Origin of the sequence: Aeromonas sp. sia0103 (assembly GCF_963895295.1) — a bacterium.
Classification (GTDB): Bacteria; Pseudomonadota; Gammaproteobacteria; order Enterobacterales; family Aeromonadaceae; genus Aeromonas; species Aeromonas encheleia.
Map to the genome: position 1 here is coordinate 437817 of NZ_CAWQKG010000022.1, position 11751 is coordinate 449567.

An 11751-nucleotide genomic window follows, 5' to 3' on the forward strand; every position below is an offset into this window, starting at 1 on the left:
CGTTGCCATCAAGATAATCGTTTTTCCCGCCAGAACAGCCCCCATTCAGCCTTCCGGTTAGTGATCACTCTCACCCCCGGTACAGTTGTACGCCGAGATTTTTTTGTACTTACCATTGAAACTTTCATAAAATGGGACTGGTTAGACCTCTTTACAGGCATGGAATCGAATAGGGATCGGTAAATGAAAGTTGTCGATTTTCTGAAGCACAAGCGCGAGATACTGGCGCAACACCCCTTTGAGCTCAAGGATTGGCTCTCTCCGGCGATCCGCGACTACTGGCGTGAGTTTCAGCAAAAGGCACACCTTCACCCTTTGCTGGGACGGGTGCTCGACCTGCAGGCCGACCATCAGCTGGTACGGCGACGGGGCAGATCCCAGGCCCAGGCGGTCAACAGCCAGCCGGCCCTGGCCGAGGACGACCTGATTGAGCTGGATGGTGAGGCGGCCAGCCTGTACGCCGAGCTGCAGACCCGGATCGGGGAAGAGACTCATGTCGGTGAGTGGCTGCAGATCAGCCAGCCGTTGATCGATCAGTTTGCCGCCGTCACCGGCGATCATCAGTGGATCCACACCGATCCCGAGCGGGCGGCGGCCGAATCGCCGTTCAAGACCACCATCGCCCACGGCTTCCTGACCCTGGCCCTGCTGCCCCAGCTGACCGGTTCGGTGGATGAGGCGACCCCGGAGTTTCCAAGCGCCCGCATGGTGGTGAACTTCGGCCTGGAGCAGGTGCGTTTCCCCTATCCGATCAAGGTGGACAGCAACATCCGTGCGCGCACCAGGCTCTCCCGCGTGACGCCGATCAAGGGCGGGCTCGAGTTGCTCAAAGAGATCAAGATAGAGATAGAGGGCATTCGCCGCCCCGGCTGCGTCATCGAATCGGTCACCCGAGTCTATTTCTGACCCTGGTCCCGTTTGCTGCAGATAAACACAGGCCCACCTAGGTGGGCCTGTGTCGTTTCCGGGTTGGGTGCCCGTGGCGGGCCAGGTCAGCGTTAGAAGCTGGCACCCAGGGTGATGGTATGGCGCCACTCCTTGTCATCCAGACTCTGCTGATCTCCGCCATATTCGAGCCAGTTATCGTCCCAGCTCAGTTCACTCGACCAGGAGAGGCGCAGGTGGTCGTTGAAGTAGTACCTGAGCCCCAGGCTGCCGTTGACGGATTGATTCCTGGTCAGGTAGGGAGAGGGTTGATCGATAAACTTCTCGTAGGTTCCCTTGCTGAACAACTCGAATCTTTGCTGCCAGACGGAGATGGGCTGACGATAGTCCCAGCCGAGGTTGATGAAGGGGTAGTTGATGATACGTTCATCGAACAGAACCGAATCGCTCCAGACCTCGGGGGTGAAGTAGGAACGCTGCAAGCCCAGCTGACTGATAAACTCCAGTCGCCTCTGCTTGTCGTTCCAGAAGCGGTAACCCGGGCCAGAGGCATAGCTCAGCTCCAGATAGTTGCTGTCGATCAGGTTGTAGTCGGCATCGAGGGAGGATCGCAGGAACCAGTGCTCATCGAAGAAGAAGTCCAGCTTGGGGCTGAGGGTGTATTCATGGCTGTCGGTGATGCTGTTCGCCGTCTCGTAGATGTATTCGCCATCCAGGGTATAACGCCAGTCCAGATTGGCCAGCTCGGTCGACACCTTGAGGTTGACGTTGTTGGTCTTCTTGTCGTTTTCCTTCAACTTGATGTTCAGATCACCGGTGCCGCTCAAGAGCCAGGCATTGAGCCCGTCGGGCGTGTCCAGCAAGGGGATCCCGGTCCTGGTCAACGGCCTCGGCTGCTCCTGTTTGTCCAGCCGCCAGCGCTTGATGGCATCACGCGGGATGGTCAGGGCCTGGCTGTAAGCCGGCTTGATGCTGATCTGCTCGTCGGTGATCTCCTCTATGGCGCCGGTCAGGCGATCGCCGTTGCGCATCCACAGGATGTCGGCCATCGCCGTCGTGCTGGCGCACAGGAGCAGCAGGCTTAGCAGGCCCTGTCTCATCACCGCCATGCCGGTGAGCACTCAGCCGCTGATGGGCTGGGGCAGCCCGCTCTTGCTGTCGAGCAGGGCCGTCACCTGAGTGTTGTCCACCTCGGGAGCGGCAATGAACTGCTCGACCTCGGTTGACAGCACCAGGGGGGCGCCTTGTGCCATCTCCTCCTCGGTACGGGAGAGCGGGGAGTGGACCTCCAGCCAGCGTCGGCCGTCCGGCTCCACCGCCATCTTGACCGGCTGATTGATTACCCGCACCTGAGTGCCGACCGGCACCAAGTTAAACAGGGTCTCGATGTCGTCGGGACGCAACCGGATACAGCCCGCGCTGACCCGCAGACCGACCCCAAAATCCTTGTTGGTGCCGTGAATGAGGTAGTCCCGCTGGCCGTAGCCCAGGCGCATGGCGAAATTGCCCAGCGGATTGTCCGGTCCGGGCGGCACCACTACCGGCAGATCTATGCCCTTTTGCTCCAACCAGGACTTGCGCACCATGGGGCCGGGGACCCAGGTCGGGTTCGGGTTCTTCGCGATGATGGTGGTGGTCATCTCCGGCGTCTCGCGGCCGATGTCACCGATGCCGATGGGCAGCACCATCACCTCCTGCTTGCCCTTGGGGAAGTAGTAGAGCCGCAGCTCGGGCAGGTTGATGACGATCCCCTCCCGCGGCACATCGGGCAGCAACATCTGGGTCGGCAGGGTCAGCCGGGTGCCTGGGGTGGGCAGATAGGGGTCTACCCCAGGGTTGGCCTCCAGCAAGGCCAGAAAACCAATCTGGGTGTGCTTGCCGACCAGTTCCAGGTGATCCCCTGGTTGCACTATGTAATCTTCCAGCTCGCCGATCAGGCGGCTGTCCGCCGGCGGGAGGGGATAGGTTTTGGACCAGACCGGCGCGGCCCAGAGGCTGGTGGCGACCAGCAGCAGTGAGACGATACGTGGATACAACATGGTTTTTCCTATCTGTCAGTCTTGTCTTGAGGGAAGCGCTCCCTCCCAAAAAATGAGCAGAGATTGTAACCAATAGTCCCGGGATTACCAGCGCCGGGCTGAGGCGCTGCCGAGCCGGCTGGGCATAGCCCACCACCCCCTTTCACCGCGCAGGCCCCGCTTTTTCGGCGAAACGGGGATAAGCGCGGGTCGACTGATGGCCGCTGACGCCGGCGGGGAAGAGTCACATCTTGACCCAGGGGTGGCATGGCCGATGTGCGACCAGGGTACGATGGCGGGGGAGGGGAGCGATCCGCCACGGGCTGGCTGTTTAATAGTCAGTCGTATGATCTTCAACGATATTTACATTGATTTCCCGACTCGGGTTGGGTCAATATGAGGGCCCGCGGAGAGATGCCGGAGTGGCCGAACGGGATTGACTCGAAATCAATTGTGGCAGCAATGCCACCCAGGGTTCGAATCCCTGTCTCTCCGCCATCTTCTGAGCCCGACTTGTACAACAGGTTGGGCTTTTTGTTGTCTGCTTGTTTTCCGCCGCTTCTGCCAGCATGCCGGCTCGTTGAACCCCACAGAACGGCCCATCCCTTACTCTCATAGGCGCATGGGATGCAGAAGAGCGCTCATCGGGGTGAGCCGAGGCAAATACCAGGCGAAACAATCGGCTAGAAGCGGCCTGAGCCCTGTGGATAGTCGGAGGATTCAGGCCAAGTTCAGCGCACCCCCGGTATGGTGCTCCGGCGTTTATGCGGTGTAACGAATAACAAACAGAGATGGCTGCCGGCGCAGTCATTCCCGTCTATCTTCCATCCCGCCAAGACGCTGAGCGACATGCACGAGCCCAAGGCCCACCCCGGTCAGGGGCCGCGCTCGCTGCCGATATCCATCCCCTGCCGTACGAGCTGCTGGCCATGATGCCTCTTTGCAGCACCGGTGGTCACCTCGCCATTCTCATGACGTCCTGGAGGACATGATGACCGAATGCCATCTGCGCAACTGCATTACCCCTTCTCTCATTCGCCAGATTGGGCTCGGTCTGGCCGCCGGCGCTTTGTGTTTCCTGGTGCTGAGCTATGCGGACCCGGCCGCTCGAAAGAGCGAGCCCGAGGCGGCCGTCGAGGTCCCCACGCCAGCAGAGCCCCTCTCGTCCGCACCCCGGGCCAGTGGCGCCGCGGCAACCTCGAGCCAGCCGGATGAGGCGAGCTTGCCCCTGTCGGCGCTGACGGCCGGTATCGGGTCTGATGGGGTGCAGGGAGAGGGGATGGCCGACGAGGCGATTCCCACCCCCATGCTGGGCGAGCCGAGCGCGGCCGTATCGATAGCGGCCGACGAGAAGGTGGTGGCTCAGCCGCCCATGCTGATAACCGCCAGCACTCCGCCCTCTGCCGCTCAGCCTGCGGCCAAGCCGTCGGTGCCTCCGGAGTCGGTGTCCAAGCCAGCTCCCAAGCCTGAGATCAAGCCGCAAGGCAAGGCGCCCGGCAAGGTGAGCTTGACGCCTGCCAAGGTCCTGCAGCAGAAGAACGGCAACCACCTCAGCGTCCAGTTGATGGGATCAGGCAGCCTGGCGGCCATAGAGCAGTTTGTGCTCGCCAACCGGCTCGCTGGCAAGGTGTGGATCTATCAGACCAAGTTCCACGGCAGCCCCTGGTATGTGGTGTTGAAGGGGGAGCATACCAGCATGAGCCAGGCGCTGGCGGCCATTCGCAAGCTGTCGCCTGCCCTGCAGAAGGCGGGGCCCTGGCCCAAGTCATTTGCCCAGGTGAAGAACGAATTGAAGCAATAGGCCTGAGAGTGGGGGATGTGGCTCGGCCGAGCCGGGTCATGATCGAGCATTCGCACCATTGCCCCATCCTATGAGCGTCAGCTCATCAGCCTTTATTGCACCACAGCCGCGCCAGTCGCGGCTGTGGTGTTTTCGGCCTGGCTGATTTCAAACTGCTCCGCCATTCCTTGGGCAGCGTGAGACTGGCCCCAAGGACGGCCGTCAGCCCTTGCGGCTGGCGAGCTGGCGCAGCAGCTGGGTGCTCTGGTGCAGGCTCTGCTGCTGCACCTCGCTCAGCGGGCACTGCTTGAGCACGTATTCGGCGCTGGCCACCACCGTCTTCCAGCGAGGGGCCTTGGGCAGGGTGTCCAGGCTCAGGTATTTGTCGAGGGTGCGGGTCTGGGGGCTGGATCTGTCCATGTAGACGCGCCACAGCTTGCTCTTCTCCGCCAGCACTATCTTGCCCTTGCCGGTGCTCTGCTGCCAGGCATCCAGGGTGAGGCGCATGGTGTCCACCAGGGCCCGGCGCAGCGGCTCGTCATCCTGCTGGCGGATCAGGTTGTCCGCCAGGGAGCGGAACTCGCCACCGAGTCGGCTGAGTTCACCCAGCAGCTGACCATCCTCTATGATGGCCTGGCGCGACAGGCTCTTGAGGGCGTTTTCCAGCGCCATCACCCGGTTGTCATCCTGGCGGGACTCGGTGCTGAGGGTGAGGGCGAAGGCGCGTTGACCACCCAGGCTGATGGGCAGCGCACGGGCGTTGAGTTCATCCTTCTGACCCGCCACCAGGAAGCTCAGATCCTGCTCCGGCCGTGCGGTCAGGTCGGGCCACTGGCTCGCCAGGGGGGTCGCCAGCCACTCGTCGAGGGGCAAGCCTTCCATGGCCTCCGGCTCCTGTCCCAGCAGCCTCGCCAGCACGCGGGAGGCAAACAGCACCATGCCCTGCTCGTCGATGAAGACCATGGGATCCGCCCCTTCCCCCAGCAGAGTCAGCAGCCGCTCCTGATCCTGATGCAGCTGTGCCTGCAGGTTGAGGCGGTGCTCTATCTCCTGCTTCAGCAGCCGGTTCTCCACCAGGGAGGCACGGCCGGCACTGGCCTCCAGCAGCGCCCTGACCCGGGCAAACAGCTCCTCCTTGCAGAACGGCTTGACCAGATAATCGTTGGCGCCGGCGTTGAAGCCCTCCTCGATGTCCTTGGGCTGGTTGAGGGCGGTGAGCAGCAGCACCGGCAGCTTGTCCTTGGGATGCTGCTCGCGCAGGCGGCGGCAGACGTCGAAGCCGGACAGGGTCGGCATCATCACATCCAGCAGGATGAGATCGACCGGCGCCTGGGCCAGCTTGGCGAGGGCGTCGTGGCCGTCGCTGCTCGGCAGTATGCGGTAGCCGCAGGGCTGCAGCAGGTGGCGCAGTATGTGCAGATTGATGGGCTCGTCATCCACCACCAGGATGAGGGGCGCATCGGCCGGCGGCGGCGGCAGGTCATCGCTCTCCCAGTCCGGCAGGATCAGCGGCTGCTGGCGCACCAGCTGATGCTCCATCTGGCGGCTGTCCAAGGTCAGGCTGCCCGCCTTGCCGCTGGCGAGCGGCAGGGTGAAGGCGAAGGTGGAGCCGACGCTCGGTTCGCTCTCCACGCTGAGTTCGCCCCCCATCAGATGCACCAGCTGGCGGGTGATGGAGAGGCCGAGCCCGGCCCCCTGCTTGCTCAGCTCCGGGCTCATCTGCACCAGGGGTTCGAAGATGTGTTCCAGATGTTCCCGGGGTATGCCGATGCCGGTGTCGGTCACCCTGATGCGCAGGAACTGGCCCTCCACCAGGGCGCTCAGCACCACCTTGCCCTGGGGGGTGTACTTGATGGCGTTGCCCACCAGGTTGTAGAGCACCTGTTCCAGGCGCTGTTCGTCGGCCAGCACCGGTGGCAGCTCGGCCGGACTGATGTCCACCAGGGTGAGCGGCTTGGCCTGCACCAGGTGCTGGCAGAGATCCAGCACCAGCCGGATGACCCCCTTGGAGGAGACCGGCTGGGGATGGATCTCCAGCTGGCCGTAGCGCATCTGGTGGTAGTCGAGCAGATCGTCCACCAGCCGGGCCAGGCCGTCGGCGCTCTTGATGATGAGGCCTAGCTGCTTCTGCTGACCCTCGGTCAGGTCCTGCTGGCTGGCGAGCATGGATTCGGCCATCCCCTTGATGCCGTGGATGGGGGTGCGCAGCTCGTGGGAGGTGTTGGCGAGCAGCTCATCCTTGAGCTTGTCCGCCTGTTGCAGGCTCAGGTTCTGCTTGTGGGTCAGCTTGACTTGCTGCTGCAGCTCCTGGGTCTGGCGCTCGATGAGTTCTATCTTGTCCTTCACCGAGCGCTGCATGTGGCGAAACGCCTGGGCCAGCCGGTCGATGTCATCGTCGGTACGGGCGATGCTGATGGGGTGGTCCAGGGCGCCGTCGGCCACCTGCTCGGCGGCGGCGGTGAGGGAGCGCAGCGGCGCCGTGATGGAGTGGGAGAGCCAGCGGGAGAACAGGATCAGCAGCAGCAGGGAGCCGGCGCCCAGCAGTATGACCAGGGTCTCCAGCTGACGGATGGGGCGGTAGGCCTCGCTGGTGGAGATCTCGGCGACGAAGGCCCACTCGGTGTCGAATACCTTGACCTGGGTGTAGGCGGCCAGCACCTCGTCATCGTGATAGGAGCGAAACAGCCCGACCCCCTGCTCACCGGAGAGGGTCTTGACGACCAGCGGGGTTTGCAGCGGCCGGAAATTGGGGCTGAAGCTGTTCTCTACGCTGAACTCGGGGGCGAGCCAGGCATTGGCCCGCATCCGCTTGTCCGGGCCGACGAGTATGGTCTCCCCCGTCTCACCTAGCCCCTCCCGCTCTGCCATGATCTGGTTGAGCTTGTCCGGCAGCAGCTCGAAGATCACCACCCCGCGCACATAGTCGTACTGCATGACGGGGGCGGCCAGGTAGGCGACCACCTGGCCGGTCAGCTCGTTGCGGCCAAAATCGGTGAACTCGAAGATCTGCTGGGGTTTCTGACCACCATCGAGCCGGCGCTTGATCTTGGCGAAGGTGTCGCCGAGGCCGCTGGCCTGATAGGGGCCGGAGAGCAGGTTGGTGGCAAAGTTGGCATGCTTGGTGACCGAATAGACCACATCACCGTTGAGATCCACCAGGAAGATGTCGCTGTAGTTGGACTTGCGCACCATGTCGGCATAGCCGCGGTGGAAGCGCTGATGCACCCGGCCGTACATCTCGTCCGCCAGGATCAGGGCGCTGATGGAGGGTTCTATGTCCACCTTGCTGTCGGGTTTTTGCAACTGATCCCAGGAGCCAGGCACATAGCGGGCCTGGGCACGGGCACGCGCCTCCTGCGGGGTGGTACCCAGCTTCTCGAAGGCCCCGGTGAAGCCATAGAAACGACCGATACTGTTGCCGGCAAAATCCTGCTGGGAGAAGTTGATGATCTGCTCTTTGAGGTTGCCGAAGTAGTCTTCCAGCTGGCTCTTCTTGATGTTGCGCACCGACACCAGATGATTGGAGGTCTGGGTGGTGAGGTCCTTGCCGTGGCTATAGAGGAAAAACAGGGTGACGACCAGGAAGGGCACCAGGCCTAACATGAAAAAAGCCAGCATCAGCTGAGCTCTGAGCCCACGAGGCTTGAAGGTCCATTTCATCTTGTGATTTTCAATTGAGAATCCAGTTACTAAACGCGACAAGTCTCTGATTAAAGACTAATCATTTCAATGACTTTATCTTGAATTCGCCTACGGAGTCACAGCGGGCCGAGGGAATTTCGGCCAAGGCGTTTAAAGCCTGAGCAAACGACCGGGAAAAGTGCTGAAAGACAGAAAAAAGGGTTGTGCCCGTGCTCTAGGTACGTATAATGCGCCTCGTTGTCAGGCAACTGGCACATAGCAGTCAGGCGGGAATAGCTCAGTTGGTAGAGCACGACCTTGCCAAGGTCGGGGTCGCGAGTTCGAGTCTCGTTTCCCGCTCCAATTTCTCATGGCACCAACCATGGGTATCACTTTCAAGGCAATCAGCCTTGTCAGCATGGCGCGTTAGCAAAGCGGTTATGCAGCGGATTGCAAATCCGTTTAGTCCGGTTCGACTCCGGAACGTGCCTCCATATTCTTCCTCTGTTTTCTTCGTCTTCCATGCCTGTTTCAGTCTCGAAACCTCTCTTCGGCATACCCCCTTGTCTTTAATATCCTTGCTGGGTGAGTAACTGCTCGCAGCCCTGCTGGCGCCACTCTCTCTGCAGATAGTGACTCACGTCGCTCAGGGATTGCCCCCGGTATTGAAATTGCATTTCGGCGGAGTGCTCGGTCAGATCGGCCATCTTCTGTCTCAGTTGACCGCATTGCCACAGGCTGACGACAGGCACCCCCTGGTACGCCAGTGCGATGGCGTCATGCTGGTTGAGTCGCCACTCCTGCCACTCCGACCAGATCAGCAGGCCCAGCACGCTCAGGACCGCGACTTCTGCCAGTTTCATCCTCTTCTTCCTTCATCTCCCTGCCCATGCACTAACTCTTGTCCAAGGAGTGGTTTTTGCCAGCCTTGTTACTCTTTGGTTAAATAATGTAACCCGGTTTCACTTTTTGGTTTTTAGGCGGTTTTTTTATAAAAAAATGGGTTTATTGGTGTAGTAATCCTACAAATTGTGGAGTAATCTTTGCTCAGTGGTCTTACCAGTGAGGCGTTAAATCATGTTTCATCCCTTCTCTCTGACTCAGATAATCCTTCGCCGCATCTTCGTGCTGCTGGTGGGCGTGTTGGCCTTCCCGGTGATGCTGTTTCGCAGCGATCGCGCCCGCTTCTACAGCTACCTGCACCGCATCTGGAGCAAGACCAGCACCAAGCCGGTGTGGCTCAAGATGAGCGAACGGGGCGAGCGGATCTTCTACTGAACCGTCTCCTCGCATAAAAAAAGACAGCCAAGGCTGTCTTTTTTATTTTTAACTATATGAAATTAAATGATTTGTTTCTTATCGTGTCCACGCATTGACCACGTTGAGATAATCGGAAGCAAAAGCCCCAGTTTTGACTGGGGCTTTTTATTTGGTGGGGATTATCTGCCGAGGTAGTCCGCAATGACGACAGTGGCGACGCCAAGGACGGCATTTATCGTGGTATATACCCACTGCTTTTTGGCAATGAACACGATCTCACACACAATGCTAAGCACCAATACAAAGGGGTAGAAGATGTAGTAAGTAGCCAGAATTGAGTATTCGTCTGAGCGATGGACGGACACATCAAAGAGCACGAGAAAATAGTTGGCTACGAGGAACCATAAGCATATTTTCACAGATATCCCTCTATGGACTGATCAAGGTCCATTGCTGTTGTAAACGGTTCATGAGTGAATCCCTCATGGTGTTGGCGCGCAGACAAGAATGGAATCCTGCAAACGAGACGTAGCTGACCTGTTGTTGTGCCTGTGCCCACGTCAGACATATTTAGAGGATTGTTTCCCACATTCAGGCGACCCGAATGGACTCCGGGCCGCCATTGGTTCCGCCGCGGCGCTAGTGAAAGGGAAACAGATAGTTAAGCCAACTCGTCATTCGCAACAGCACTTTGCGGATAATGGAAACCTGGGTGAAGTACTTGGTATAGATGGCGGCCTGACCGCTGGAGCCCGCAATAACCTGATACTTGGGCCAGTCAGGATCCGTGATCTTGAGAGCGATAGGCAGGCGCCCTGGTGTCTGGGCCGATGTCTGATCGATCAGACTGGCGTTCGCCTGCACATTCCCGGCCGCCAACGCCGGTATGACAGACATCACCTCAGCAGTGAAGACCCGACCAGGGATACCATCTATTACAATTTCGGTTTCATCCCCTTCGGCTAAGCGCTGCATGCTGTTCTGCCAGAACCAGCCAACATAGGTAGTATCATCTTGGTGGATGAAGTTCATCACGGGGCGATATTGAAAAGGGGCCGCAATCATACCGGGACGAAGCGCCAACTGAGAAACATAGCCATCACTGGGAGCCGTGACCACGGTCTGCTCCAGCTCATACTTGGCCTCGTTGAGTTGGGCTTGCAGGTCTACGATCATGGCCTTCTGTTGGTCTATTTGGGCCGTAATGTCATCCACATTAGCCTGGGTCATATCGAGGTCACGCCGCTTGCCGATGCCACGATTCACCAATGCCAGTGCTCGGTCACGATCCAGGCTGGCGGAGCGGAGCCTGGCATCAATGGACTTGAGTTGCTCCCGAGTGGACGCGAGCCTTGCGGTCAAGCTGGCCACCTTCTGTTCAAAGGGTTCGGCCTCAATGCGAAACAGTACATCGCCCTTTTTGATCATCTGATTTGCCTGGACGGGCACCTCACTGACACGACCTTTCACCAGCGGCACAATAGGCGTGGAGACATAGTAGTTACGCGCTATTGACGCGTAGGGATGGTTGTAGTTCATCAGAACGATGAGCCCACCCACGAGAAAAAAACCACCGAGCACGGCGGTCGGCAGGGTCCACTTGTTGAGCGGGAGATTGAATATCTTGAATATGCCCGTAGCGCAAGCAACGTAACTGAGGATCAGTAGCAGGTCCATGGCTATCACCCTCTCTCATTCTGTTCGAGTGTTGCCATGCGGGCTTGCAGCGTGGCGAGCTCTTGCCTGAGCGCTGAAATGTCCTCTTCATCTTTCTTTAAGCGTTGCACGAACCCCCACCCCCGCTCGGGGCGGTAGAGGGTGGCCCAGATCCAAAGGAATGGCCAAATAACATGCAGAGTAAATAAGCTGACCCAGCCAGCCACATGAATGGCATCCTGATGGGGATGCTGACGATGTTTGGCTATTTCATAAGGAATATCGTGAATGACGATTATGCCGTAGAACAACACCAAGACGACGAATACCAAGACCCCTAACGCAAAGTAATCAAGTAGCATTTCTAAACCTCAACAGTTTTGCAGCTTTATCCCTCGTTGGTGTCACCTGTTATGCCCATATCGCTTTTAACACAGAGGGGTGAACATACCCTGAAGAGGTTTTGGTACTTCATGTCACCCTGGCCGTTCTTCTAGCTTCACTTCGAGTTGCAGGTGGTTGCCGTCTTGC

General features: G+C 59.3%; 9 protein-coding genes and 3 tRNA genes. 6 read left to right on the top strand and 6 right to left on the bottom strand.

Annotation, left to right across the window (positions count from 1 at the left end):
* Positions 1 to 183 precede the first annotated feature (183 nt).
* Positions 184 to 906, top strand: coding sequence for a MaoC family dehydratase (locus tag AACW18_RS10430; protein WP_218289937.1), 723 nt, complete (start codon positions 184 to 186; stop codon positions 904 to 906).
* Between the two features lie 92 nt (positions 907 to 998).
* Here AACW18_RS10430 and AACW18_RS10435 read toward each other — a convergent pair whose 3' ends face one another.
* Together AACW18_RS10435 and AACW18_RS10440 are read right to left on the bottom strand one after the other, a co-directional pair.
* Complete coding sequence (locus AACW18_RS10435; protein ID WP_218388587.1) at positions 999 to 1985, bottom strand: DUF481 domain-containing protein; 987 nt, start codon at positions 1983 to 1985, stop codon at positions 999 to 1001.
* A gap of 21 nt (positions 1986 to 2006) precedes the next feature.
* Positions 2007 to 2924 (bottom strand): L,D-transpeptidase family protein, encoded by a 918-nt coding sequence (locus tag AACW18_RS10440; RefSeq protein ID WP_218388588.1) that lies wholly within the window; start codon positions 2922 to 2924, stop codon positions 2007 to 2009.
* 387 nt (positions 2925 to 3311) lie between these two features.
* Between AACW18_RS10440 and AACW18_RS10445 the strand changes: the two genes are divergently transcribed.
* Both AACW18_RS10445 and AACW18_RS10450 read left to right on the top strand, forming a co-directional pair.
* Positions 3312 to 3401, top strand: a tRNA-Ser gene (locus tag AACW18_RS10445).
* Positions 3402 to 3894: 493 nt separating this feature from the next.
* Positions 3895 to 4704 carry an SPOR domain-containing protein gene (locus AACW18_RS10450; protein ID WP_218388589.1) on the top strand — a complete coding sequence of 270 codons (810 nt, stop codon included), beginning with the start codon at positions 3895 to 3897 and terminating at the stop codon, positions 4702 to 4704.
* A 201-nt stretch (positions 4705 to 4905) separates the two neighbouring features.
* Here AACW18_RS10450 and AACW18_RS10455 read toward each other — a convergent pair whose 3' ends face one another.
* Positions 4906 to 8343 carry a hybrid sensor histidine kinase/response regulator gene (locus AACW18_RS10455; RefSeq protein WP_218388590.1) on the bottom strand — a complete coding sequence of 1146 codons (3438 nt, stop codon included), beginning with the start codon at positions 8341 to 8343 and terminating at the stop codon, positions 4906 to 4908.
* Between the two features lie 248 nt (positions 8344 to 8591).
* On the opposite strand from AACW18_RS10455, the gene AACW18_RS10460 reads away from it, so the two are divergent.
* Together AACW18_RS10460 and AACW18_RS10465 are read left to right on the top strand one after the other, a co-directional pair.
* A tRNA-Gly gene (locus tag AACW18_RS10460) sits at positions 8592 to 8667 on the top strand.
* A gap of 57 nt (positions 8668 to 8724) precedes the next feature.
* A tRNA-Cys gene (locus AACW18_RS10465) sits at positions 8725 to 8798 on the top strand.
* A gap of 75 nt (positions 8799 to 8873) precedes the next feature.
* Here the strand turns inward: AACW18_RS10465 and AACW18_RS10470 are convergent.
* Complete coding sequence (locus AACW18_RS10470) at positions 8874 to 9167, bottom strand: hypothetical protein (protein ID WP_218388591.1); 294 nt, start codon at positions 9165 to 9167, stop codon at positions 8874 to 8876.
* 214 nt (positions 9168 to 9381) lie between these two features.
* On the opposite strand from AACW18_RS10470, the gene AACW18_RS10475 reads away from it, so the two are divergent.
* Complete coding sequence (locus tag AACW18_RS10475; protein ID WP_218289944.1) at positions 9382 to 9582, top strand: YbfA family protein; 201 nt, start codon at positions 9382 to 9384, stop codon at positions 9580 to 9582.
* Positions 9583 to 10203: 621 nt separating this feature from the next.
* Here AACW18_RS10475 and AACW18_RS10480 read toward each other — a convergent pair.
* Entirely contained in the window at positions 10204 to 11241 is a 1038-nt protein-coding gene (locus AACW18_RS10480) for an HlyD family secretion protein (protein WP_218388592.1), read from the bottom strand.
* A gap of 5 nt (positions 11242 to 11246) precedes the next feature.
* A complete protein-coding gene (locus AACW18_RS10485; protein ID WP_042653942.1) occupies positions 11247 to 11582 on the bottom strand; it encodes a DUF3302 domain-containing protein in 336 nt (111 codons plus the stop codon).
* Positions 11583 to 11751 lie beyond the last annotated feature (169 nt).

Coding starts and splice junctions, on each gene's coding strand:
- AACW18_RS10430 (WP_218289937.1), top strand. CDS start 184: ATGAAAGTTGTCGATTTTCTGAAGCACAAGCGCGAGATACTGGCGCAA.
- AACW18_RS10435 (WP_218388587.1), bottom strand. CDS start 1,985: ATGAGACAGGGCCTGCTAAGCCTGCTGCTCCTGTGCGCCAGCACGACG.
- AACW18_RS10440 (WP_218388588.1), bottom strand. CDS start 2,924: ATGTTGTATCCACGTATCGTCTCACTGCTGCTGGTCGCCACCAGCCTC.
- AACW18_RS10450 (WP_218388589.1), top strand. CDS start 3,895: ATGACCGAATGCCATCTGCGCAACTGCATTACCCCTTCTCTCATTCGC.
- AACW18_RS10455 (WP_218388590.1), bottom strand. CDS start 8,343: ATGAAATGGACCTTCAAGCCTCGTGGGCTCAGAGCTCAGCTGATGCTG.
- AACW18_RS10470 (WP_218388591.1), bottom strand. CDS start 9,167: ATGAAACTGGCAGAAGTCGCGGTCCTGAGCGTGCTGGGCCTGCTGATC.
- AACW18_RS10475 (WP_218289944.1), top strand. CDS start 9,382: ATGTTTCATCCCTTCTCTCTGACTCAGATAATCCTTCGCCGCATCTTC.
- AACW18_RS10480 (WP_218388592.1), bottom strand. CDS start 11,241: ATGGACCTGCTACTGATCCTCAGTTACGTTGCTTGCGCTACGGGCATA.
- AACW18_RS10485 (WP_042653942.1), bottom strand. CDS start 11,582: ATGCTACTTGATTACTTTGCGTTAGGGGTCTTGGTATTCGTCGTCTTG.